Here is a 26,094-nt window from a genome sequence, read left to right on the forward strand (position 1 = left end):
GTGCCCTCTCTATGCTCGTTGACTAACAGGTTGAGCAGAAGCGACAGTGCCTAACAGCTCACCATCAAACAATTTCACCTGCCTTGGAGCCATATCGGCATAACGTGGATCGTGCGTCACCATACAAACTGTGGTGCCTTGCTGATGCAATTCAGCGATTAATTGCATCACCTGATCGCCACTTTTCGAATCTAAGTTACCTGTCGGTTCGTCCACCAGTAGAATGCTTGGTTCTGTCACCAAAGCACGAGCAATCGCGACACGCTGCTGCTGCCCGCCTGATAGCTGATTTGGCTTGTGTTGAACGCGATGCGACAGTCCAACCTTTTGTAAACAAGACTCGACTCGCTGCTTTACTTCAACCTTGCTCAGCTTTTCAGAGCGATACTTTAGGGGTAAAGCGACGTTATCGAATACCGAAATTTCATCAATGAGATTAAAAGCCTGAAAGACAAACCCAATATGCTCATTGCGAAGCTCAGCGGCCTGATCAAGCGTCAGGGTTGTCACATCATGAGCACCAATCGTATAACTGCCACTTGTTGCTTGGTCAATCAAACCAATGATGGATAACAAAGTAGATTTACCACAACCAGATGGGCCAGAGATCGAAATAAAATCGCCTTTTGCTATTTCCAGTGAAATATTTCTCAGTGCATGTGTTTGTAGTTCTTCGGTTTCGAACACTTTATTGATATTTTTAAGCACTATCATTTTGATATTCCTACTTTAATAAGATTGTCTCACCTAGACTGGAAAGATAGGCTAGATCAGAAATGATTAATCGTCTCCCGGCTTCAACGCCAGAAACTATAACAATATATTTCCCAGTTGAAGCACCAAAAGTGATTTCTATCGGCTTTGCGGTGTCATCATTATTCAGGGCAAATAAGGTCTGCGTTTGATTATCTTTGGCATTGGCGGGGCGCTGAACATAGGTGGCATTGGCAAGATGCTTAATGGCGATGCTGGCAGAGATACTCAGCTGCGCTCGCGCCTGCTTCGGTAAAGCATTTGGTAAACTCACCTCTACTTCCACGCTATTGTTTGTCACAACGGGGTCAACTCGGAGCACTTTGCCTTTTACTTTGTTGGCCTGCATGCTCACCATAACGTCTTGCCCAGTTTCAACCCAGCGCACTTGGGATTGTGGCACAGACAATACCGCCATCAACGACTGGTTAGAGCCAATCAATGCTAATTCGTCACCAACATTGACTCGTTGCCCAAGCGCCAGAGGCATGCGCTCAATGATCCCTGAAGTACTGGCTCTAATCTCTAATTGTTGCTGTTTTTCTAGTAAGTTATTGAGTTCTTGTTCGCGAATATTGATTTCCTCGTTGGCAAGAATAAGCGCTGAGCCATGTAGTGCTTGTAACTGTTTAGCTTGCTTCTCTAGCATAGTGATTTCATGTTGCAAGGTACTCAAACTGGTTTCAGTTTGGGCAAAGTTCAGCGCAGAAATAATGCCTTGTTGTGCAAGGTTTTGCTCCGCGCGGTGACGCAATACTAAGGTTTTTAGCGCGCCTTGTTTTTGCATCAGCTGTGTTTGTTCGTTTAACAGCTCCCGTTGTTGAGTGAGTAGCAGCTGCTCTTTTATTGTCCGCGACTGACGCAGAGCTTGTTTGGCTTGCTGAACTTGCAACACCAGATCAGGGCTCACAAGCTCGGCTATCACATCTCCTTTACGAATAATTGCGCCCGCTTTATGGTGGATAGTTTTAACGATAGCCGAACTTTGCGCGTTTAATAAAAACTGCTCAGCACTACGTAATTCCCCAAAGCTATCTACTGATAAGGTAAGCGGTCCTTGTTTCACCTCCGCTACCAGTATTTCAGCGCGCATCACACTAGAATGAGACGCCCATTGTTGCCACAGCAAATAAACAACTATCACCGCCATTAAACAGGCAACAACGATATAGTGTGTGGTTTTTTTTGGCTTCGCTGGTTTGACTAGATCCATTTCCCCTCCTAACTGACTAAGCGCTAAGAGCGAGAACTATGCCAAGTTGAAATAACATTACATTTCAGCACGTTAAAAATCACGTAACTGAAAAAGTCAGCTGATATTCCGAAATCGGAGCATTCACTCCGGGATCGGAGAGTAACGGCAGTAGATGCAGCTTATCTTTTGTTACACTCCTTTTGCCTTGAGTTTCTGACAGGCCCAATTATTTTGGGTACACTCTAATTTTTACCATTTCGAGTCAATATTATGAAGAAAACGGCATTAAGCATTGCCCTCGCGATCACCTTTGCAAGCGCCCCGAGCTTTGCAAAAAAAGACAAAAAAGAAGAAGAAAAAACCATCGCTTCACTTATCGAAAATAAAACCAGTATCGATGGCCTGTTCACGCTTTATCAAGATAAAGAAAGTGGCGAGTATTTAATGCAACTCAATGAGGCGCAACTTGATACACCTTTCTTATACTTCGTACACACTGTTGATGGCGTTACCGATGCCGGTCATTTTCGAGGTAATTACCGCGAAACTAAACTGATTGAATTTAGAAAGCACTTTGACCGCATTGATATTATCAGCAAAACACCGCGTTTTATTTTTGATGAAAACTCAGCCATCGCAAACGCGAGCGATGCCAACATCAGCGAAGCAGTGCTTGCCAGTATCGATATTGAAAAAGCCGAAGTTGGTAAAATTTTATTCAAAGCGGACAAGCTATTTTTAAGTGAGTCACTACACAAAGTGTCTCCTTGGAAACGTGCGGACGACAAAAAGGCAAGCAAACGTTTTGCCCTTGGTAAATTAGACGACAAAAAATCTCGAATCGTTAAGCACCGTCCATACAGCAACAACTTAGATATCGTTGTTGATTATGTCTTTAGTAACCCAGACCCAAAAGTTGCCGGCTCAAATGCAGTAACAGACTCACGTTTTGTTTCGCTAAAAGTACAACATAGCTTTGTCGCTCTGCCAGACAATAGCTACCAACCTCGCTACGATGATGCGCGTATCGGTTATTTCACCAATCAGTTCGACGTGCAAACTTCACCAGATTGGACGCCATATAAAGACGTTATCAAGCGTTGGAACTTAGTGAAAAAGGACCCAAGCGCGGCGCTTTCTGAACCTGTTGAACCAATCGTGTGGTGGATTGAAAACACCACACCAGTCGAATGGCGTGACACGGTTCGCGATGGTGTACTAGGTTGGAATAGTGCGTTTGAAAAAATCGGCTTTAAAAATGCCATTGTGGTGAAAGTACAGCCTGACGACGCCACTTGGGATGCGGGCGATATCAACTACAATGTCCTACGCTGGACTTCATCACCTCGCCCACCGTTTGGCGGCTATGGTCCGGCAACAGCAAACCCGCTTACCGGCCAAATTCTTGGTTCCGACATCATGCTAGAATACGTGTTTATGCGTAATCGCTGGATATATGACTCGCTCTACTCTCAAGGGCAGATGAGCCATAGTGCTGAGACATCAAGCGATACACTACACTGCTCGCTTGGACATGAAATGCAAGGCCAATTGATGACGGCAAGCCTCGCAACAGGCGCTGACATCGAACGCAAAGAAATGCTACGACAAGGCCTAGTACAGTTGGTTCTTCACGAAGTAGGACACACTTTAGGTCTAAACCACAACATGAAATCTTCGATTTTGTGGGGTCCTAAAGAAGTACACGACAAGTCAAAAACACAAGGTATCGTAACTGGCTCCGTGATGGACTACGCACCAGCTAACATCGCCCCGCTAGGTATGGAACAAGGTGATATCTTCCAAACCAAACCGGGTCCATATGATGACTGGGCAATAGAATTTGGCTACAGCACGGCACTTAACGATGACACCCAAGAGCAACTGCGCCTTGAAAAGATCTTATCTCGTTCTGGCGAACATGGCTTAGCTTTTGGCAACGATGCCGACGATATGCGTGCGCCAGGCCGTCATATTGATCCTCGCGTGATGATTGGCGACTTATCGTCAGATCCGGTGACATACGGCGTTGACCGCATGACTCTGGTCAACCATTTATTCACCGAACTAAAAGGCAAAGCGCGTGTTGAAGGTCAGTCTAACCAACAGTTATTAACCTCAGCGAATATGCTGTTTGGTCAATACCGTGCTCAAGCAACTGTGATTTCACGCCAAATTGGCGGTGTATACGTTGAGCGCAGCGTAGTAGGCACAGAAGGTGAAACAAAACCATTTACACCAGTACCACTTGCGCGCCAAAAAGCAGCAATGACCGCGCTTAAGGAAATGGTGTTCGCACCGACCGTGCTTGAAAATATGCAGCCTCTTTATAACTACATGCAAGCACAGCGCCGTGGCTTTAACCATTATGGTAAGAACGAAGACCCTAAAGTCCATAAGATGGTACTTGGTATGCAAAAGTCGGTACTAGACCAGGTACTACACGCGAATGTATTACAGCGTATCAGCGACTCTGCGTACTATGGTAACGAATACAGCCTAAACGAGGTTATGAACGACCTGACCGCCGCTATTTTCGTTACTGATAAGAATGCAACGACACTAAGCCAAAACCTGCAAATAGAGTACGTTTCTCGCTTGATTAATGTCGCAGGCTTGAGTAAAGCGAGCAAATACGACAATTTGGCAAAAGCAGCTGCACTATTCCAGCTGCAGAGTATTTTGGATAAGAGCACAGCTTGGGGTGCCGATCAGGCAACTAAGGCACATAAAGCGTATATCGACCGTATGATCACAAAAGCGCTAGAAGCGTAACTCAAAAGCTTTTGTATTACGCGAGTGAAATGAGCGAAAACGTTAAGGGCTAGCAATTTGCTAGCCCTTATTTTGTCCGTTTATATTACTAAGCTAAAGCAGGTTTAGAGCGATAGTACTGAATACAACCTAATTGCGCGGCATTAGTCAGTAAAATCATCACAAACATCAACACGTGAGCCACGCTAACATGACCTAAGCTCAGTTCAGCAGCCAATCCAATTCCTCCCGCTAAAAACTGCAGTGAGAAATACCTAGCGCTTAAGTTAGAGACATCACCGCTTTTAATCGTTTTATAGGTTTGTGGCATAACGCGAATTGAACTCATCACTAGCCCTAAGTAAGTTAACGCATTTAGCAACGCCGCTGCTTCAATGTCCTTTGCCAATAAAAGCCCAAATGGCAACGTCGACAAAGCAAGCAAGAGTGCTAATTGATTACGCTGTTTCGAGCTTGCGTTGTACCGAATAAAATAATATAAAATAAGTGCACTTAAAGAACCAGTAATAACAAAAGGCAGCACCATAAAAAAACGTTCAAAGAAAACGTTGTAGGCAATAAAGTAAGAGCTTTGTGCAACACCAAAACTCATCATTAACAGTGATACACCTGACACACTGCGATTTTTACGGATCTTCCTAATCAAAGGAACAAAGCTTAAAACCAAAACGAAAGAAGAAACGATCGGTAAATATTCGCTCAATGCCAACTCCAAATGTCTAAATTGTTGCAAAGTTAAAGTGCTGTAAAACTTTTAAAAACACATTGTAAATTTATGATTTTTAAGGTTTTATTTTTGAAGGCGCGCATTTTAAGAGCTAACTTTTAAAATACAACTGGACGCCTAACATCCAACTTTGAATAGATGGCAAGGCTGAAATACAGGTGTATATAAATAAATACAAGGAATTACTATGAAGTGGCTACTCATTATACTTACTAGCATTGGCTTGAGCGGATGCAATTCCACTCACACCACTACAGCAGACATGAGACAGAAGGTAGATGTAACTTCTCTATTCAACCACTCTCTTTTTGCGCTGAAATCAGTTCCTTCAGAACAACAAATCTTCACTTTACCTAAGCAAGAAGAAGAAGCTTTATTAACCTATGTTGAGCGGTTCAGAGGTAAAAATGTAACCAAAGACGAAATTCTTGGTAATTTCCTTCAGGCAAAAATTGGCCACTTTTCTTACGACGGCGAAACATTCATAGCCAGTGAGTTGCTAAATTAGCAGTCCGGAAATTGCATTTCTCTAGCTATATTATCTCAGGCCTATGCCAATATTCTCGGTATTGAAACTAGTTACGCCAAAGTCGATAGCTTTCCCATCTATCAGAAGAATCAAAATTTCGTACTCACATCAAGCCATTTTAAGACAAAACTAATTACACCAAAGGAAGAATTAGCAACTCTAAATAACAGACTTTTCTTTAGCGGAACTGTTGTTGATTATTTCCCTGAGCAGGATAGTGTATTCTCAGGGAATGCGCAGTATGAAGATTTAGTCGCAAAGTTTTATACCAATTTGGCCGTTTCCGCTTTGTTGGAAGCTGACTATGATATGAGTTATTCTTTGTTGTCTGCTGCACTCAAATACGCCCCAAGAGACGCTGAAGCTATCAATATTGCCGCGCTGTTACATAAGCATGTTGGTGATAGAAATAGTGCGAAGCAAATCTATGATTATGCCTTCAACAATCACCTCACCAGCACCAATTTATTATTGAATTACCTTAACTATATTCCCAAAGACCAAACTAATCTCAAGAATATGATCCTAGCGGAGCTTGAAAAAAGCCCTACCTCCCCTTTCGATACCCTCTCGTTAGCTTCGAGCTACATAAAGCAACAGCGCTATAAAAAAGCCAAAGAGCTTATTGAACCTTTATTGTTGAATTATCATTACTTGCCGGAAGTTTATGTCGAGCTCGGGAAAATTGCTTATTTAGAGCAAAGATACCAAACCGCGTTTGAATATTTTGAGCAAGCAGTCATTAAGTCCAAAGAGCAATACAAAAAAGACCTGTACACCGCCAAGCAAAACATGTTGAACCATTTATTGGTTCGTAATGAGGATATAAAATAAGTCATAAAACAGGGAATAGCATGAATAAAGTAAAATTCATGTTAAAATAATATATATAAAACTTTACAAATCACATTATTGTTTCTATTTTGGTGTGTGGATGTTCAAAAAACATACCACCAACTGGTCGTGCCCTACAGTGCACCCAAGGCTTGGTACTGAACGACGCCCAACTTTTTTATTTCAAGTTGGATAACCACACACTCAAAAGGAATAACAATGAAACGACACATTCTTGTCACAGCATTAGGTTTTGCATCTGGTATCGCGATGGCACAAGCGCCATTAACGGAAGCTCAGATGATGGAATATACCAGCAAAGCTAGCAAAGCAATGATTGGTAAAAAGTACGAACTTAACCTTCCACTTATTACTCAAAACAGTGCTACAAATACTTCAACGTCTACACAGACCATTGTGCAAACAGTTTCACACCCAGATGCAAGCTACATCAAACTACACTTTAAAAACCTCAATCTTGCAAGCGGCGGTAAACTCGTTGTTCGCTCGGAGGATAGTGGCGAGCGCTATGAATACACCCAAGCAAGCCTCCGCGCAGCAACAGTTGATCCAGACCTCGGCGATGACGGCGTTAAACAGTTTTCTGCTATGTCAGTCTCTGCTGATAAAGTCATCATTGAATATACCCCAGGTCAGGGTAATGCGGGCAAAACACCCGAGATCGATTTTTACTATCATGGTACTGAAGGGCAAGCAACTGTTGAGGGCCTGACCGATGTGACGCCCATGTCAACTTGTGGTGCGATGGAACGTAAAGACGTAAAGTGCTGGGCGCAATCGCATCCGGTAGAGTTCGAGCGTTCACGTCCAGTTGCTAGACTGCTTATGAACGGTAGTGGTTTATGTACGGGTTGGCGTGTTGGTGCAGATAACCGCATGTTTACCAATAATCACTGCGTGGGATCAGCATCGGAGCTGGCGAATACTGAGGTATGGTTTAACTATCAAAGTACGAGCTGTAACGGCAGCCAGCGCGAGACCGTGGTTAAGGTCACAGGTAAAGACTTCCTTAAAACAGATTACACGCTAGATTATACGCTGTTTACCATCAATGATTTCGCCAAGGCCCAGCCGTTTGGTTATTTTGGCTTAGATGTGCGAAATCCATCGCAGGGCGAGCGTATTTACATACCTCAACATGGTTCAGGTAACCCTAAAGAGCTGTCGATTGAGTCTGATCAAGACACCAATGGACTGTGCTCTGTTAACCAAGCAACGGCGAATGGTCGAGGTACTGGTACAGATATAGGCTATTACTGCGACACTATTGGCGGCTCGTCAGGTTCACCAGTGCTTGCAGCCTCAACCAATAATGTTGTTGCACTACACCACTTAGGTGGCTGTACCAATAAAGGCGCTAAAATTAGCTTAATTTGGCCTCAGGTTTCTACTCACTTTGGTGGCCAAATCCCTGTTGGTGATAACGGCACTACCGATCCATTGCCGGTTGCGTTATTTACTTACAGCTGTAATGACCTAAGCTGCAGCTTCGATGGCTCGGGCTCTAGTTCACCAAATGGTTCTATTACACAGCATAGTTGGCAGTTTGGTGACGGCGCATCCGCTTCAGGCGCGCAAACTTCACATAGCTTCACAAACTCTGGCAGCTATACCGTAGAACTCACCGTGACAGATAGTAATGGTGACACTGCGTCAACAACACAACAAGTTGCCGTGACGCTGCCAGGTGAAGAGCAAAAGCTTATCAAGGGAGTTGCAAAAACGGGGCTTGCGGGTGCTAGAGGCAGTGAAACCTTCTTCTATTACGATGCGCCTGCTGGCGCGAATACAGTGACATTCAATACAAGTGGTGGCACTGGTGATGCTGATATGTACGTACTTAAAGGTGCAGAACCTACAACCAGCAATTGGACTTGTCGCCCTTATCGCTCCGGTAATACTGAGTCTTGCAGCCTAAATGAAGGGGCTGGGCGTTATTGGGTGATGATCCGCGGTTACAATGCTTACTCAGGTTTGCAAATCGTAGCAGATCACAACTAGCCTAAACTTCGAATAAACAAACTGAATGATTTGCGGGGGCTCGCCCCCGCTTATTTGATAGCAATCTTCAGCGATTACCTACAACTCATACCAAACACTAAACCAAACACGGTTTTCATTGGTCATGTTACGCCCCTCTATACGACCAACTCCAGCACTAAACTGTAGATCGGTTAATCCGGCAGGAGCAAAATCAGCGGCCTTATCTAATATCACTCGAGACAAAGGTAAGCGCATCTTAATACCGTAATTTTGTCCAATCACTTCTCCATCTAACTGATGCTGCTTATAAAATAACTTAGGTTTGCCCTGCTGCCATGAAGTTGCAAATTCATAGCCTAAATAGCGGCTTCCCGTTGCAAATAGATGCGGCAACATAGGTTCGCTGACAGCGTGCAAACTGTTACTAATACTAGTGCTGGTAAGCGCTCCACCACCCACAGATAGGGGTAATTCGCTGCTGTAGCGGCTATCGACCGATGCATAGAATGGAATTTGCCATGCTTTAGCGAAAAAACTCAGCTGATAATCAAAACCATCTAATTCACCTAGCCACTGAGCTGCAGAGACTTGCAGTGCTACACCATGCTGCTGCGTATCCCACATTGCACGACCGTTAAAGCCGTAACGCCCGCCGCTCCATGTCTTTTCACCATGTTGCACACGAATAACACCCAATTCAGGAGCGAGGTAATTCAATGCTTCACCAAAACGATAGCTAGATGACAAGGCAAATTGCTTAAAGCTGCTTTCATTCGAAGTATTTGCTTGTGGCGAGCGAGACTGCTTATCCGCTTCTAGCTCTTGATATCCAGCATCAAACGTCGTTTTCCAGTTTTCATGACGATATTCAAGTTGGGCAAATGCGCCCATCAACGCGCCATTATTGATACTTTTCTCGGCTCCAAGCTGCCAAGCAAGTTGGCGCAGCACATCCTGCCCTTTTAATGCCACGCCCAAACTATCAAAAGAGGCGCTATTTAATGCGCCTGATAAGGCGACAGAATAAGACTGTTCGAACACAGAATAATCAGAACTGGGCAGCGCGGTTTGATCTATCTTAGCCGCAGGTAATTGATGAGGATGCAGCTCTTTTTGTTCCGCCTCATCCACTTGCTCCAACACGCTCACGGTGCGCCAAGCCGGAGACACTATTTTGTTAACCTTGACCCCTTCAGGGGTCGCATAGCTCACCAGTAACTGCTGTGAATGGGTAATAATTTGCTCAAGCGGTTTAGCACTCACAGGTAAGGTTTCAAGTATGTTACTCGCCACATCATAACGCATCACCGCTAAGTGGCCTGCGACTCCGGAAATAAAGTACAACTTGTCATCATCATGAGACCAAGTTAGCCCCGAAAGGTATTGATGTGACTTGGGTAAGTAGACGATTTCGGTTGCATCATGGCTGAGATCTTTAACAACAAGTTGCCAGCGCTTGTTAGGAGTAACATGCACATAGGCTAATGTGGTCTTTTTATTAGAGAGCACAGGAAAGTCATGGACATCCCCAAGCTTACTTGTGGTGATCGGCATTTGCTTGCCTGAGCTCAGCTCTATGGTCACTAGCTGTGAGTAACCCAAACGAGACACCTCCGCAATAATGGTATTAGTATCAACAATACTAAAGCGACGAATACCCGCGCCTTCGGTTAGTTGCTTAGGCTTTCCAGTACCAACTTTCCAGACAAACAAATCATTGATAAAGGTATCGTCTGCAGCTGGCGCTTTTGCAACGAAGTAAATATGGCTGTCATTCAGCCACTGGGGGTAATAGATACCAGCAAAATTGTGAGCATTAAGCTGCGCAAGTCGCTTTTTTGGAAAGGCTTCAGGTGCGATATCCACAATATCTTTAGGATCAGCATTTAGTATTGCTTCATTGCGCTTATTAAATTGCTCAATGGCTTCTACATTTTCTTTATTTTCGTAGATATTGAGTGTGACTTGGCGTTTACGATTTTGCTCTACCACCAAAAACTGACTGCCATCTGGAGAGAACGCGATATCTCGAGCAGCATATGCGAACTGCTGCCAAAGCTCACTCTGTGTCGGAACCAAGGCCAGCTCTTGCTGCATGGCCTGATAGCTATATTCAACAATAAAGCGACGATATAACTGGCTTGCCGGCGCTCCAAAAGCACCACTAAATGCGGTTTCAAAACTGCGAGATTCCACCGCCTGCACTCTTGTCCACACTGCATCTAGCGTCTCTGCGCCATAATTATCCTCAAGCCATGCTAGAAAACGTACGCCTACTAAGTATGCCATGGAATTGGAAAGGTAAGACTTGTCGCCATTATCTAAAGCGCTATAGGTCGGTAATGCGCCTTGCTGCGCGTAATAACGCACAATGCTCTCACTGTAATTATCGTATAAGCGTCCTCGTCCCGTTAATCTAGACTCCAGCAAGGTCGCATAACCCTCGCTGACCCAGCGCGGTAATACTGCATCGAGCAAGTCAGTAATATCGTGCCAATCTCTGAGATGTTGTCGCCATTGATTACGGCTAGGCTGTGACAGATGAACAAGGTGAATATATTCGTGCAAAATGAGCAACTGCTGCCAACTGGTGTTATTTGCTATTACGGAGTCAGCTTGAGGCGGCGTTGCTTGCAGCGCCATCATTGGTTTATCTGTGCTGGGTAGTGCAAAGCCATTAGCCGCATTTTCTGGGTCGTAAATGATCACATCAGCACGTTCACTCAGGGCTCTGCCTTGCTGTGCCAGCACTTTATCTCGCACCACCTCCAGCTCATTTGCTGCAGAATACGCCCATTGCTGAAGCGACTGAGGATAATGCACATTGAAGTTTTCGGTTTTAATGGTTTGCCACTTAGCCTGTAAACCAAAGCTAGTAAAAGCCACAAAAATTATCAGTAGCGCTCGCATTACCTTTCCTAAATAATTCCAGTTGCGCTAGCTTAACAAGAGATGTAAAGAAAAAGTGTGCTTTTTAGTAACAATTTCTTGCGCACGTTACACCTTAAAACGTCTATTTTGAGGTAAGCAGCTCTTTAGTTGCTCTAAATGCGCGCTTGTAATATTAGTACTTTTTTCAGTGCTTTTGTGGCTGTGCAAGGGTGATGAACAAGCTAAGTACCCCAAGAGACACTGCAAACACAAAAAATACCACGGTTGAACTCAACCCCGCCTGCCATTTTGCCACGGCGATTAAACTCGCGCTCAATAACACCGCCAGTTTTGCTTTGGTTTTCGCGTGTTGTTTGAATGATTTGGAGTAAGTATACGCCATAAAGATAAAGCCGCTGGCCAATAGATAAGTGACTAACATGGTAACTCCTTGCCAAAGTTTTGAAGGAGCTTTAATTATATGCTAATGATAATCATTATCAATAAGGCAAGGTGATTTTTATTAATCCACCTGAGTCTGTGTTGTGACAGCTAAGTTGTCCATCGTGTAACTCCACAATGGTGCGACTAAAGGTTAAACCTATTCCCTGCCCATCTTCTTTGGTGGAATAGAAGGGAGTAAGCATGTTATCTAGGTTGGCAAAGCCCGGGCCATTGTCTTGTACATCAATCACCACTCGTTGCTGCTGATAATAAGCATGTAGCATCAATTTGGTATTTTCACCACTGGCCTCAATGGCGTTTTTAACTAAGTTAATCAGCACTTGCTCGATTAAGGTTTTATCAAGATTAAGCGTATTCACGGTGCAATTTACTTGGATATCAGTATCCTCAAATAGCGCAGCAACAGAAGACAGTAACAGCATTATGGAGACTGACTCCCGATCTAACCTTGGGGTTTGCGTAACCTTGGCGTATTGGCTCACAAATTGTTGTAAATGCTGGCAACGCTGACCAATAACACTTAGCGCATGCTGCTCTTTTTCGTCCTTCGTTCTTGCCAATAAGGTTTGCGCTAGGGAGCTTACGGGCGTCAAACTGTTGTGGATCTCATGGCTTATTACTCGGATTAAATGTTGCCAAGCAGCCAGCTCCTTTTTACGTAATGCCTTGGTGATATCGAGTGCGACGAGTAAAGAAAACTGTTTACCCTCTTGAAAGAATTCACTGCTTTGCAGTTGCCACCGAGATTGCTGCGCTGTATCTGCAAAATGCCAGTGATTATCTTGTTGCACCAACCCAAACTGAGCCGCGCTTATTCCCTTACACTCTAACCAAGGGCGATGATAAAGCGACTCAAATGCCCCATTGGCATAGGCAAGTTTGAGTTTTTCGTCAAACATCATAATAGGCGTATTAAGGCTGTCTATGAGCTGATAAATGATAAACTGCTGACTATGATAGCGGCGCTTTTGACTGTGTAGCTGTGCACTTAAGGCCAGCAAGCGCTGTTCAAATTCAGCCACCACGCCCGCCGTATAATGTGGCTTAATGGTTTGAGTAAAATCACTTTGTGCAATCGCTTCTAGCTGCCAATTAGCACGCATGGCAATACGCTTAAGGTGAGACAACAGTATTTTTTGTAACCCGCCCAATAACCCCAATACACTCACCGATACGACAGCCACCCACATTACCCCAAGCTGTAATTGCAAAAGCAGCAAAGTCAGTAAAACCGTACAGCTAATGGTCAACAGCGTACAGTAGGCTCCAAGCCGCCACTCGGCGCTAGCCAGATGTTTTAAGGCCATATTTTTCCAAACGCCGATAAAGAGAAGAGGCCGTGAGCCCGAGTATTTTAGCGGCTTCTGCGACATTGCCTTGGGCGCGTTGCATCGCTTGCTCCACCATTTCTTGCTCCACTTGTTGCAAGGTCTTGCTTGGCATATCACTGGTCACTTTAGGTGCAGTGGTAAAGCGTAGTTGGCAATCACTGAGCTCAATTTGCAAGCCCTCCGCCATTAACACGGCACGCTCCATGACGTGACTTAACTCACGTACATTGCCAGGCCAAGCGTGTTCAATCAATGCAGCTTTAACCGCTGGGCTAAGTTCACGAATTGGCTCTCCATACTGCGCACAAAATTTAGCGACAAAATACTCGGCCAACGGCACAATATCGCCAAACCGCTCGGCGAGCCTCGGCACTTCAATCACAATCGTGTTGATGCGATATAACAAGTCTTCTCGGAACTCACAAGCTTTCACTAAAGCGTCAAGATTGGTGTTGGTTGCGCAAATAAGTCGGCAATCCGCTTGTTGCGTCTGACTGCTACCCACAACTTCATAACTGCCATTTTCCAGCACCCGCAGTAGTTTTGCTTGAAGAGGAAGTGGAATAGTCGCAACTTCATCAAGAAATAGCGTACCTTGCTTTGCCATCGCAAAACGACCAACACGATGCTGCTTTGCATCCGTAAACGCCCCTTTGCTGTGACCAAACATCTCACTTTCGAACAATGACTCAGGCACCGCGCCCATATTCACTTCAACCCAAGGCCCTGCTGAACGATTAGATTGTTGGTGTAACCACTGAGCTAAATGACTTTTCCCCGCTCCACTTGGCCCAGTAAGCAGCACCCGAGCGTCGGTTTTTGCTACTTTAGCAAGCTGCTTATATAAAGATTGCATCGCCTGAGAGCGCCATTGAAACGCGCCGCGCTCGCAGTGTTTTGCTACGATACTCGATTGCTTTAATGATATTTTGAGTTGTTGCTGCACGGCTTGCAGCAGCTGCTGATTATCCCATGGCTTTTCTATAAAGTCGCTCGCACCAAGCTGCATTGCAGACACCGCTAACGCGACATTTCCCCAACCGGTAATACAGATCACAGGCACATTAAGATTGGAGTCACGTAGCCAGCGCAAAAAGTCTAGCCCTTCATTGCCTGAAGTGGTATCGCGGGAAAAGTTCATATCGAGCAAGACTAATGACACTTGCTTAGCGGTGAGCAGTGGCTTGGCAAGTTCAAGGGTTGCCGCCTCAATTACATTGAAACCTTGATCTTCTAAAAAGAATACGGCGCTGAGGCGTACTTCGGCGTTATCATCGATAACCAGTATTGTGGGCTTTTCCATAGGGAGAATTTTTATTGTTACAGGGTTTCAGCGGAGCATGGTGTGCTCCGCGAGTATAGGATTACAACCAACGGATGATTGTACTTAGCGTATGACTTTCACCCGGTGCAAGTTGCACGGCATCGTCCATTACGTTACAGGCTTCTAAACACAACATCTTGTGGTATTCATCATCATTAAAGTTGCTTAAACGCTGTGACTTTTCAATCCATGGGTTCCAAAGCACACAAGAAGTTGAGTTTTCACGTTTTACTTCAATAATGCCCGCAGGCGTGTTAATGGTTTGCACTGGGCTTGCTTGGGTGTACACCATATCGGTTTCGCGGGCAAAGCCAACCACTTCGGTTTGCTCAAATGGACCTTCATCAAATTCGATATATTTCGCGCCTTGTAACCCGTCTACCGTAGTATTACTTACTTCTGGAGTTGGGAAATACGTATGTAGGGCTTGCGTTAACGTAAATGGCGCATCACCAGTATTGATATTCGTGAGCCGCACCTCAAGCTTGTCTGATAACACAAACTCGACTTCTAGTTGTGATGTGTGTGGCCAGTATTGCGCTTCAACTAAGGTCATCGGTAGTGTGAGTTTAACGGTAATTTCTTCGCTTTTTTCTTCAACGCTGTGCGCGCGCCAAAGTAGCTTGCGAGCAACCCCATGAATTGGCCAATCCGCTTTGCTATGTACACCAAACCAAGGCCAACAGATTGGAATACCACCGCGTACTGGTTTGCCCTCAAGGTAATCTTCTGCCTCAGAAACCCAAATTAAATTGCCTTTTCCTGCCGGCGTAAACTCAGTCAGTTGCGCGCCCTGTAAAAAGATCTTCGCTTGGCAAAATGCACTGTCGACCCAAATATATTCAAGTCCGGACTCAGTGCGCTCGATTGAAACTGAAGGTGATAATTCCATGGTGATTCCTACGTCAACTCAATGATATGCCTACCTTACCACTTAAATACTACGAGTAAACTGTTATCCATCCAATTTGAAACTTATTCAATTATACCAATACGGTAGCACCGTGAGAGTCTTGCTCTCACGGTTTATGGAACTTGAGGATTGGGCTAAAGCTATACTTTAAATTTGCCCACCAGCTCTGTGAGCGTGCTCGACAATGAATGTAATCTCACGCCATTTTGATTAGTATTCACAGCAATATCACTCACGCTATCCGCGGCATTTTTAATTTCCACCACGTTACGATTGATATCTTCGGCAACATGTTGCTGCTCTTCAGCAGCAGTGGCAATTTGCGTGTTAAGGTCGCTAATATTGACAATCGCTTGGGTAATTTCACTAAATTGTTGTTGCGCTGAGTTTGTCAGTTCAACCGTTTGCTCCGTGCGCGTTAGACTGCGCTTCATTTCTCCCGACACCATTTCCGTCATTTTTCTAAGCTTATCAAGCTGAGAGGCAATTTCTTCCGTCGATTCAGAGGTACGCTGCGACAACGCTCGCACTTCATCAGCCACAACGGCAAAGCCACGACCATGTTCACCTGCGCGTGCCGCCTCTATTGCAGCATTTAATGCTAAAAGGTTAGTTTGCTCTGCAATGCCTCGGATCACACTGAGTATCGACATAATATTTTCGCTTTCGGTGTCGAGCTGCATGATATCTGCGGTTGCCTTATTGATCACTTCAGATAATGTTGTCACGCTTTCGACAGATTCTGTGATCACCCTTTGGCCCAGCTCAGATGCTTGCTGAGTTTGTCCGGCCAGCTCAGCCGCATTGGCACAGCTTGCCGCTACTTCGTTTGCCGTTGCCGCCATCTCATTAATTGCGGTGGCAGCCATTTCAAGCGCTTGCTGTTGTTGACTGGTAGCGCCCGTGAGCTGATCAGACTGCGAAGCGGTTTGTCGTGAGGTTTCATTAACTTGCTGTGCACACTCATTGATTTGCGTCACCAACTCAGCAATGAGATTTAAAAACAAATTAAAGCTCGTCGCCAGTTTGCCTGTTTCATCCTGAGCTTTAATGTCTAAACGCTGAGTTAAATCACCACCGCCTTGCGAAATTTCAGTTAAGCCATCACTCACTTCTACAATGGGTGCTGAAATCAACTTAGAAATATAACTTGCCAGTAACAGGAACACGGTGATCAGGACGGCACTTAGAATCAATATTGTCAGCGTCATCGCATTGGCTGCAGCCATTACCTCACTTTTTTCAACTAAACCAATAAACTTCCAGCCTAATTTGGGTGCTGTATAGATGTTGGCAAAGTAGTCTTGCCCGTTAATTTCGAGCTCAAATAGCCCATCTTTATTTTGAGCCAATTCACGATAGCGGCCGTCAGCAATGTCTGCCAACTTTTTAAATCTATGTTCGGAGAACTTGGCATCGACCAACACATTTCCAGTGTCTTCCACTAGCATTAAATAGCCGGTCTCGCCCAATTTGATATTGCGGATGATTTTGGTCAACCCTTGTAGTGACACGTCCATACCTTGGACACCCACGGTTTGACCATTGACAGTTACCGCTTTTACCGTCGACACAATCACCATATCATCCGGCGCCCAATAATAGGCGCTGGTGCGGATCGTCTCGCCATTTCCTGATTGTCCTGTTTGATACCAAGGACGCTGCCTAGGGTCGTAGTTTGCATTCACTTCACCTAGAGGCCATTGAATATAACCACCTTGCTGATTTCCCATGTAGATATAGGCAATACCGGGGTGCGTGTTACCAAAGTGCTCAAATAGCGAATACGCCGCTTGCTCTGTTTTGCTTCCTGCTTTCGAATTAAGTCGAGTGGTGCTGGTTGTATCCATATAAGTTTTCACGTCTTGCTGCGCACTCAAGACCTGTGCATGGGTTGCTAAATAGTCTACGTTTTTTGCAATTTCATCAAAAAACATCTGGATACCATTCTCAACCTGTAGCGCCTCTCGATCACTGAGCTCCGAGAAGGTCTCTATTCCCTGCTGCCGAGTTTGACTGATAATAAGCCCCGCGATGATTAACAAAGGAAGCGCGATTGCTGTTGCGAAAGACAGCTTTAGTTTTTGCGATATATTCATGAATAAACACCATTTCACAGATAGTAAAAATATAGTGAGGGATAGGCTATTGGGCAAGAATGACATACAAATGTGATCACTTGTTCGCCTTATATTCATCTTAGATATGGTTAAATGTTGGGTAACTTTGAGGTCAGATAGGCCACAGTGTTACTATGGATAATTCAATCAAGGACCATAAAATTTATCTGCTTTCTGCAATGATAGGTTTAGTGGTCTACAATTTGTAAGAGGTTTTTGCGCTCAACCATTTAACAACGGGACAACTATGTTAAAACTTTCAATCATCTCACTCGGATTAGGTCTAGCACTTTGCTCTAATTCAGTGCTTGCCGAAAACTCAGAAATTGACGCGTTAAAGCGCCAATTAGCTGAACTTCAGAAGAAGCTTACGCAGCTAGAACAAAAAGAGCAGGCGCGAGCACAACAGGAAAAAATCGCCAAGGCTGAAAAAGCCGAAGCTGAAACTAAAACTCAAGTTGCGGCAGCTGAAACAAAACCGACCATCAAAGTCGGCGGCGCGATCAGAACAAACTACAGCCATACGTCTTATGACGATGACAACAAGAACCGTGGTGGCGATTTTGACTTCGATATTTTCAGACTGAACTTCTCTGGTAATGTCGGTGGCTTTGGCTTAAATGCCGAAATCCGCTTTTTCGACTATATGACTGCGGTAAAATACGCTTACCTAGATTATGACTTTGCCGAACATTGGCAAGCTCAGGTTGGTATGACTAAAGTGCCTTTTGGTAACTCACCTTACAATTCGCATAACTGGTTCTTTAACACCACCTATTACATTGGTCTTGAAGACGACCACGACATGGGGGTGGTATTTAAACGTAAAGTGGCGGAAAACTGGCAGCTTGACCTTGGCTTTTTCAAAAACGATGAGCTAGGTGGTGTCGATGGTTACGTGGATGACCGCAGCGATCGCTACTCTTATGACGTGGTGGGTTTCCGTAAAGCGGGCGATGGCGTTTATGACGACCCAACGCAACCAATCGGGGAATACAACACCTTTGTTGGTCGCTACGCGTATCATATTGAACACAACGGTGGCACAACTGAAATTGGCGTCTCTGGCCTTGCCGGTGGCCTTCACGATGGTAACGACCGAGCAGGTGATTACAACGCGTGGGCACTGCATTTAAATAGTAACATTGGCCCTTGGAACTTACAGCTACAACACGGTGAGTACCAGTACGATATTGATGACGTAAACCGTATGGCCGTCGGTGCTTATGCGTTTTATGATTCCATCGCAGCAGAAGCCACCATGTCGAACTTTAATGTAGCGTACAACCTGCCAGTTGAGTTCGGTCCAATTACCGATCTGCAATTTTATAACGACTTCGGTATTATTTACGACAAATCCGATAACACCGAAGACACTTGGATGAATGTCACAGGTGTGTCACTCGCTGCGGGTGCATTCTTCACCTATGTTGATTTAGTTCACGCGAAAAACCAGCCATTTATTGGTGGTTCAATCGCAGGCGATAGTGACGAAAGCGAGCGTCGCTTCAACATTAACTTCGGTTATTACTTTTAATCTAAGGGATTAATCTTAGGGATTAAATCAAAAAGGCGATGCGCTTGTTGGTGCATCGCCTTTTTATTTCCTTGTTTTCTGTAATACCAATAAGACCAACGTTAGTTTGTGGCAGCCCTCCAACCAAGGCGCTCCGCTTCAGCGGCAGCAAATTGTGGTAAATCTGCGGCAATAAACTGCTTGTGCAGTATTTGCACACCAAGTAAGTGATTGATCACGGCATCGAGTTGCACTTTGAGTGAATCATCGGCGTCTGGCGATTCATGTAACTCAAATAGCGCATTTACCGCTTCAAAGTCTAATAAACCTGCGGCTTCTACAGCTTGTCTAGATAAGTATTTATCAGCCAGCACGCGCATTGACGCCCATTTTTTCTTATCCGAGTGCGCCGGTGGTGCCATAAAAGCAAACTTTTCTCGTTCATACAGCACTTCTGGCAGCAGCCCTTTCATCGCTTCACGTAATACATACTTTTCTTTACGGTCTTTAATGCGATATTGCGGGGGAATGGTAAAGGCAAACTCAGCGAGGTGATGATCCAAAAAGGCAGGCCTTGCCTCCATCGAATTGGCCATGTCGACCCTATCACCGCCCCAAGTTAATATTTGCCCCTCAAGCATGGTTTTAATCCACACATACTGGGCTTTGTCGAGTGGATGACGGGACTCCAACATGGCATCGTTTAAAGTCTCAGCGATTGCTTTGCCTGCATCATAACCCGTGAGTATTTCTCTGTGTTCGGCGGCAACGAGTTGATGGGCAAAGTGACTGCACGACAACCAAGGCTGCAAACAACTTGGTGTGAAACCAACCACCTCATCTAACGCTGCACTATCGTATTGCTCACGGGAAAGCATGGCGCCCTTAAACAACTTATTGCTGTCTTCCAGCATGGTTTGCCACTGGGCCTTTTCGGTGTCATCAAGTTCATCTAAGCCATATAAAAACAGATCTTTTCTAAATGCTGGATAACCCGCAAAAAGTTCATCGGAACCCTCTCCGGTCATCACAACTTTATAATTAGACTCGTTAACTTGCTGACTCATCAAGTATTTCGCAACACCAAGCGTGTTATAAATAGTTCGTTCGGTATGCCATAAAGTTCGCTCAAAATGCCCATATAGCTCGTCACCGCTTAACGACATAATGTGATGATCGGCCTTGGTGGCTTGTGCCATCTGTTGTGCAATCGGCGTTTCGTCGTACTCTGCACTATCAAAGCCTATGGTAAAAGCCTTAATTGGTGTCTGTGCCGCAGCCGAAGACAGGCCCAAAATAGCGCATGAGTCTATGCCACCACTTAAGTAACAACCTACCGGAACGTCCGCGGTGAGTCTCAACTGCACCGCTTCTAGCAGCTGTTTGCGCACGCCATCAATGTAGTATGCCTCATCTTTGCTATTTAAATACGCTTGCGCCGTCGGAAAGTTAACATCCCAATAAGGTCTATCTTCAATGCTAAAACCTTGTTCACTTCTGGTGATGCTAACAACATGTCCAGGTTTGATTTGATGTACATTCGCAAACGCCGTGCTACCGGGCACCATGACTTGGATCAGTTGATGAAATAGGCCTTCACTTGAGAATCGGCGTTTAACTTTAGGGTTGGCAAACAGCACTTTCAGTTCTGAGCCAAACACAATTTCGTCTTCTGCTTGGGTGTAGTACAAAGGTTTAATACCAAAGCGGTCTCTAACTAAGTGCAACGTATCGGTTTGTTGGTCATACAACGCAAACGCAAACTCACCACGCAAATGTGTCAGCATCTCATCGAGGCCAAGCTGCTGATATAAGTGCATCGCAATTTCTGAGTCGCTCTTACTTTGGAACCTTGCCCCTTTTGCTACTAGCTCAGCTCGGATCCGCGCGTAATCATAAAACTCGCCATTGTGCGCCAACATTAGGCGCTTATCAGAACTAATAAAGGGCTGTCGCCCTCTTTTTTCGTCGAGGTCGATTATCGACAGTCTGGCGTGACTAAATCCCACGCCAGCCATTTGTTTATAGCCAAAACCATCGGGACCACGATGATGTTGAATGGCTGCCATGTTTACCAATAATTGATTATCTATTTGTGTTTGCGCTTGCGTTGAAAAAATACCAGCAATTCCGCACATAATATCTCCCTAAATCACATCCATCACAGTACTGGCGCGCTGCACCATACAGGTCAATAAGGCTTGGCGTAAAAAGACGGCACCACGTGCCTGACTAAAATACCAATTGTGTGGCGTGGCATCTAAACTGGTGCACAGCTCTTCACCTCGAGCCAGAGGATGAAGCACTATCGCATCGGGCTTAAAAGGGGAATCTGCGCTCAATTTAAACGACTTTCCATAGGTTTCGAAGCTTTCACCAACCCATGCAATGGAATTGATATACACCACATCAAGCTCAGGTAAAACGGCGTTCAAGTCATAGCCGATAGACACCTTAACCCCCGCCTCCTCTAGCTGGGCTAATTGCTCACTCGACACCGCTTCCTCGACACTCTCGTCATAGAGCAGGAATATTTCGTCCACAATACGCGGAAAATGCGTAAACATTTTCAACAGGCTACGTACCGTACGCATTTGACTCGGCACGCCAATCACACCAATTTTTATAGGACTAAAGGCTTCGCTGTCAGGGAGTAATAACGACGGCCGCCATTTGAAGATAGTGTATAGATCGGACATCGCTTGTGTTGGGTGCTCATCAATGCCATTACCAGCGTTGATAATTGGAATGCGTAGGCTGTGGATCATCTCTTCAATAGACTCCACTGAGGTGTCACGTAAGACGACACAATCGCCATAATTATTGAACATCTCGGCGACATCCTGCAGCGACTCCCCTTTCGCTATGCCCGTTGAGGAGCGATCGGTGATCGACATAATGTCGCCCCCTAAGCGATGCCATGCACTTTCAAACGACAGACGGGTGCGGGTGCTGGGTTCATAAAACGCACTGATCAAAATTTTGCCACTGAGCGGCGAGCTGAACCTTGCAGGGTTACTTTCATATTTCGCGGCGAGGCGGAATAACTGGATCAGCACGTCTCGGTCAAGATGGTCGACACTGATAATGTGCTTATTCTCCAAACAATGCAGCCTGTCACCGTCTTCTTGTATCGCTCTGAGTAATGCTTTGGGATGTGCATCCCCGTAAACATCCGGCTGCGCTCGATTAAACTCTACTTGCTGCGCACTTACCATAACTGCCTCTTTTTAAAATCAATAAGGAACATAACGACAAGGACAACAGGACATAAACAACTGAGCACTATGGCCAGCCAAATTAAACTAGAAAATGCGCCCAATGAGATCATACATCCTCCACTTTGCTTTGCGTGCCCAACGCTTGCCAATGGAATGATTGCTGACTAAAACGCCAAGCAATCACACAAATTAATAACGACACCGCACAAGAAACTAATGCAGCGACATAAAAACCAATATAAAAATACCCAATCAAACCTGATAGCGTGCCAAGCAACATAGCCCAGCCAGCGCTATTTCCCGTCATTCGCGCAAAGTACAAACCAAATACGATAGGCCAAATGGTGCTGGCGACGAAGGCGCCAGCGAAGTTCAACAAGGCACCCAACGTGGCGATTTTTGGTAAACACAAGAGCCAAGTCACGACACCGAGTATGACAATAATCCACTTAGCACTTTTTAAGCGTTCGCTATCGCTTGCCTTTGGTTTGATGTATTGCAGGTAAATATCTTGATTGATGAGATCTGACGTTGCGGCAAGCAAGGAGTCCAAACTCGATGCCAGCGCGGAGAACACCACAATGAACAGAATGATCGAGCCGGTATAGCCGAGCACTTGGCTTGCAACCAAGGGTCCCACCATATCGGCGCTAGCGGGATACAAGCCTAAACTAGGCGCTGCCAACGCAATAAATCCAGTCACGATGGGGATCGGTAGCCACAGTAGTCCTGCGATAAAATACGCCTTTTTGCCCACCCCACCTTTAAATGCAAACGCCCTTGACCACCATACGTTGCTGTGAAAAATTTCTCCTAAACCAAAAAAGATATTGTTGAACAAAAACATCACAGCAGCAGGAAAAAGTAGGTCGAGTAGTTTAGGGTGGTCGCTACTGAGTTTTTGGTGAATTGATTCAAGCCCAACATTCATCGCCACGACGATGGCAATTCCTACGACACCTGCCAAAATAATAATGGCCTGTAGAAAATCAGTGGCGATCACCGCTTTTAGACCGCCAAAGAGCGTGTAGACCACACACATCAGTAGAATTATTGACATACCAAGGTGATAATCTAAGCCACTTAGGGTGTGTAGCAAAATGCCACCCGCCATGCCTAGGCTAACGAGCCAGCTCATGGCATATACGAAAGAGATCAGCAAAAAGACCCACCAAGAGAAACGCCCAAACCGCAACCGCATGAAGTCGCCACTGGTGTAGCCGTGGGGTAGTAAAGTTTTAATGCGTTGGCTTAGTGGCGCAAATAGCAGCAATCCGAATGCGGCACAGGCGTAGCCTATCATGCCCCAAATACCAAACTGATAAGTGAGCTGTGGTGCAACCAAAGTGGTGTTACTGGTGACCCAAGTTGCCATCGCAGTGGCGCAAGCAAAGGCCAATCCGACATTTCTACCGGCCAGCGCAAATTCATTATGTGACTGCACGCGCCTGCCAATCCACCAGCCAAAAAATACCCATAGCAAAGCAAACGCTAGGGCAAGACCGAGCGCCAATGAAGCATTTATCATACGCTTTCCTTATCGTGCGTTTGCTTATTACCCACCACAATCATCCCTACAAGCAGCACAAATAAGCACAAGCCCAATACAAACAGTGCAAGCGCCAGCGTTAACTGATGATGTTTGACTGAAAATGAGACCGACGTTTGTGCCGAGTTAGCAGAGGGACTACCTAAGGTTGCGAGATAATCACCATCAGCCAAGCCACTAATGGTTACCGCTTGTTGAGACGGCTGAAGCGAAAGGGAGAGGGAGTAGGGTTCTGAAAGATGTTGAATGGATAGCTGTGTTGATTGCTGTAGAGGCGGACCCGTGCGCTCAATGTGTAGCGTAATAAACCCAGCAGTCACGACCTCATCGCTCACCCTCAACGAGGCGGCAAGCCCATTAAAGCTCGCAGCAAGTAAGACTAAGGTTACTACTCGGGCGATCCACATCCTCATAATCCCTAACTGCGGTTATCCAAGCCTGGATTCGCCGCAAGTTTTGCTATCCACATTATTCTAGTAGTAACAAAGACTAGCCCAAGGATCAAATTTGTCTAGTAAACCGTCACCCAATTTCATCCTCACTTTACATTTACTCTTTTGTTTTTATTGCTCTTTTTTTAACACATTGCAACAGTAAATTACTCCCAGCTTCAACGTCATGCCAGTGACTCCATTCATCTGGCGCATGGCTAACGCCGTTGAGTGATGGAATAAATATCAGTCCCGTGGGACACACTTCTGAAAAAAATTGGCTATCGTGACCAGCACCACTTGGCATGATTTGATAATTCAGTGACAAGGCCTCTGCCTGTTGACTAATGAATTCCACCATCTCAGGTGTGCACTTCATTGGAGACAACCAACTCACCTGCTCGTATTCAAACATTAAATGATGTTTTCGAGCGATGGCAGAAAGCGCTTTACGACAGGCAATTTCAAGGTTTTCCATCACCGTTTCGTCCATATCACGCGCAACGATGGTGAAATCCACCTCTCCAGCAATCGTATGCGCAAAACCCGGCTTTAATTCTGCCTTACCGACGGTGATCCTCGTGGTGTCCGTGCCGTCCTCTGCAATAATGCGATCTAACTGGTAAGCAAAATCAGCCAGCCCCATAAAGGCGTCGCTGCGCATTTCCATGGGTGCAGTACCTGCATGATCGGCCTTCCCAATTAATTTAACCATCCATTTAAATACCCCTGAAATCCCTTCCACCACACCAATCTGAATGCCTTTTTGATCAAGCACTGGCCCCTGCTCAATATGTAATTCAAAAAAACTATTTATTTGCTCAGGTTCCAGCCTCGCATTCAGTGCATCCATAGGGTCTAAGCCTTGTGCACGCATAGCATCACTGAGCATACAACCATCCGCATCATGACTTGTGAGCAATTGGTGAGGCGTTAATTTTCCGGTGAGCGCTTGTGCCCCGATCATGCCGCCAAAGCGCCCTTCTTCTTCACTGGTGCCGATGACCCAAATGGGCCTATCTAATTGCACATTATGTTCTTTCAAGACACGAATACACTCAAACCCCGCAATGACGCCCAAAGTTCCATCAAACATGCCACCCGCTGGTACACTGTCGAGATGGGAGCCAATGATCACCGCGGGTTTTGCAGCGATATCCGGGCTGGTCATTTCAATAATCACATTGCCAGCGCCATCCATGCGACTCATGAATCCCTCACTTTGTGCGCATTCCATCAGCCATTTACGCGCTGCAAAATCCTCATTGCTAAAACCTTGGCGATAAATTCCCTTATCTTCATGGTTATAGCCGAACTCCGCGAGCGCAAATAAGGTAGACTTAAGACGTTCTAAATTTACTTGCATACTTTGCTCCTCAACGTTTCAGTCGCACTACTTCCTTGAACCTGAGATCAGATTAGCTATTTTAAACACTGACGTCCGACTGATGATCTCTTTGCTTTAGCTTAGTTGAAAATTCGCGAATTTCAGCCGCTGTGATATGCTTTTAATAATTGGCTTCTGGTTAACAATGT

19 protein-coding genes are annotated in these 26,094 nt (G+C 45.3%); 5 read left to right on the top strand and 14 right to left on the bottom strand.

Annotated elements, in window-relative coordinates; translation table 11 throughout:
- Positions 1-9: 9 nt before the first annotated feature.
- Both JJQ94_RS23470 and JJQ94_RS23475 read right to left on the bottom strand, forming a co-directional pair.
- The gene (locus JJQ94_RS23470) at positions 10-714 is read right to left on the bottom strand and encodes an ABC transporter ATP-binding protein (RefSeq protein WP_099029957.1); all 705 of its coding nucleotides are present in this window, start codon (positions 712-714) and stop codon (positions 10-12) included.
- Positions 715-724: 10 nt separating this feature from the next.
- The gene (locus JJQ94_RS23475) at positions 725-1,966 is read right to left on the bottom strand and encodes an efflux RND transporter periplasmic adaptor subunit (protein ID WP_099029958.1); all 1,242 of its coding nucleotides are present in this window, start codon (positions 1,964-1,966) and stop codon (positions 725-727) included.
- A 252-nt stretch (positions 1,967-2,218) separates the two neighbouring features.
- Here JJQ94_RS23475 and JJQ94_RS23480 point away from each other — a divergent pair, with 252 nt between their 5' ends.
- Entirely contained in the window at positions 2,219-4,723 is a 2,505-nt protein-coding gene (locus JJQ94_RS23480) for a zinc-dependent metalloprotease (protein ID WP_099029959.1), read from the top strand.
- An 88-nt stretch (positions 4,724-4,811) separates the two neighbouring features.
- On the opposite strand, the gene JJQ94_RS23485 is transcribed toward JJQ94_RS23480, so the two are convergent.
- Positions 4,812-5,426, bottom strand: coding sequence for a PQ-loop repeat-containing protein (locus tag JJQ94_RS23485; RefSeq protein ID WP_099029960.1), 615 nt, complete (start codon positions 5,424-5,426; stop codon positions 4,812-4,814).
- Positions 5,427-5,637: 211 nt separating this feature from the next.
- On the opposite strand from JJQ94_RS23485, the gene JJQ94_RS24270 reads away from it, so the two are divergent.
- The 3 genes from JJQ94_RS24270 (at position 5,638) to JJQ94_RS23495 (ending at position 8,835) form a co-directional block, all read left to right on the top strand.
- Positions 5,638-5,958 carry a hypothetical protein gene (locus JJQ94_RS24270; RefSeq protein WP_236596541.1) on the top strand — a complete coding sequence of 107 codons (321 nt, stop codon included), beginning with the start codon at positions 5,638-5,640 and terminating at the stop codon, positions 5,956-5,958.
- 330 nt (positions 5,959-6,288) lie between these two features.
- The gene (locus JJQ94_RS24275) at positions 6,289-6,813 is read left to right on the top strand and encodes a hypothetical protein (protein ID WP_236596542.1); all 525 of its coding nucleotides are present in this window, start codon (positions 6,289-6,291) and stop codon (positions 6,811-6,813) included.
- Positions 6,814-7,032: 219 nt separating this feature from the next.
- A complete protein-coding gene (locus tag JJQ94_RS23495; RefSeq protein ID WP_099029961.1) occupies positions 7,033-8,835 on the top strand; it encodes a PKD domain-containing protein in 1,803 nt (600 codons plus the stop codon).
- Positions 8,836-8,913: 78 nt separating this feature from the next.
- Here JJQ94_RS23495 and JJQ94_RS23500 read toward each other — a convergent pair whose 3' ends face one another.
- The 6 genes from JJQ94_RS23500 to JJQ94_RS23525 form a co-directional block, all read right to left on the bottom strand.
- Entirely contained in the window at positions 8,914-11,727 is a 2,814-nt protein-coding gene (locus JJQ94_RS23500; protein ID WP_099029962.1) for a hypothetical protein, read from the bottom strand.
- Positions 11,728-11,893: 166 nt separating this feature from the next.
- The gene (locus JJQ94_RS23505; protein ID WP_099029963.1) at positions 11,894-12,130 is read right to left on the bottom strand and encodes a hypothetical protein; all 237 of its coding nucleotides are present in this window, start codon (positions 12,128-12,130) and stop codon (positions 11,894-11,896) included.
- 58 nt (positions 12,131-12,188) lie between these two features.
- On the bottom strand, positions 12,189-13,460 hold the full coding sequence (locus JJQ94_RS23510; protein ID WP_099029964.1) for a sensor histidine kinase: 1,272 nt from the start codon (positions 13,458-13,460) through the stop codon (positions 12,189-12,191).
- Positions 13,438-14,787: a sigma-54-dependent transcriptional regulator gene (locus JJQ94_RS23515; RefSeq protein ID WP_099029965.1), complete on the bottom strand. Its 1,350-nt coding sequence runs from the start codon at positions 14,785-14,787 to the stop codon at positions 13,438-13,440. Before JJQ94_RS23515 ends, JJQ94_RS23510 begins: the two co-directional genes overlap by 23 nt.
- Positions 14,788-14,848: 61 nt before the next feature.
- On the bottom strand, positions 14,849-15,700 hold the full coding sequence (locus JJQ94_RS23520) for a D-hexose-6-phosphate mutarotase (RefSeq protein WP_099029966.1): 852 nt from the start codon (positions 15,698-15,700) through the stop codon (positions 14,849-14,851).
- 161 nt (positions 15,701-15,861) lie between these two features.
- Positions 15,862-17,820: a methyl-accepting chemotaxis protein gene (locus JJQ94_RS23525; RefSeq protein WP_099029967.1), complete on the bottom strand. Its 1,959-nt coding sequence runs from the start codon at positions 17,818-17,820 to the stop codon at positions 15,862-15,864.
- A gap of 268 nt (positions 17,821-18,088) precedes the next feature.
- On the opposite strand from JJQ94_RS23525, the gene JJQ94_RS23530 reads away from it, so the two are divergent.
- Positions 18,089-19,378 carry a porin gene (locus JJQ94_RS23530; RefSeq protein WP_099029968.1) on the top strand — a complete coding sequence of 430 codons (1,290 nt, stop codon included), beginning with the start codon at positions 18,089-18,091 and terminating at the stop codon, positions 19,376-19,378.
- 101 nt (positions 19,379-19,479) lie between these two features.
- Here JJQ94_RS23530 and asnB read toward each other — a convergent pair whose 3' ends face one another.
- From asnB to JJQ94_RS23555, 5 genes are all read right to left on the bottom strand, one after another.
- Positions 19,480-21,495 carry an asparagine synthase (glutamine-hydrolyzing) gene (gene asnB, locus JJQ94_RS23535; RefSeq protein ID WP_099029969.1) on the bottom strand — a complete coding sequence of 672 codons (2,016 nt, stop codon included), beginning with the start codon at positions 21,493-21,495 and terminating at the stop codon, positions 19,480-19,482.
- A gap of 9 nt (positions 21,496-21,504) precedes the next feature.
- Positions 21,505-22,575 carry an aspartate/ornithine carbamoyltransferase family protein gene (locus tag JJQ94_RS23540; protein WP_099029970.1) on the bottom strand — a complete coding sequence of 357 codons (1,071 nt, stop codon included), beginning with the start codon at positions 22,573-22,575 and terminating at the stop codon, positions 21,505-21,507.
- A gap of 109 nt (positions 22,576-22,684) precedes the next feature.
- Positions 22,685-24,106 (bottom strand): sodium:solute symporter family protein, encoded by a 1,422-nt coding sequence (locus tag JJQ94_RS23545; RefSeq protein WP_099029971.1) that lies wholly within the window; start codon positions 24,104-24,106, stop codon positions 22,685-22,687.
- The gene (locus JJQ94_RS23550) at positions 24,103-24,534 is read right to left on the bottom strand and encodes a hypothetical protein (RefSeq protein ID WP_099029972.1); all 432 of its coding nucleotides are present in this window, start codon (positions 24,532-24,534) and stop codon (positions 24,103-24,105) included. The genes JJQ94_RS23545 and JJQ94_RS23550 overlap by 4 nt, the downstream gene beginning before the upstream one ends.
- 142 nt (positions 24,535-24,676) lie before the next feature.
- On the bottom strand, positions 24,677-25,924 hold the full coding sequence (locus JJQ94_RS23555) for a Zn-dependent hydrolase (protein ID WP_099029973.1): 1,248 nt from the start codon (positions 25,922-25,924) through the stop codon (positions 24,677-24,679).
- Between the last annotated feature and the right edge of the window lie 170 nt (positions 25,925-26,094).

It is taken from the genome of Pseudoalteromonas sp. GCY (assembly GCF_016695175.1).
Classification (GTDB): domain Bacteria; phylum Pseudomonadota; class Gammaproteobacteria; order Enterobacterales; family Alteromonadaceae; genus Pseudoalteromonas.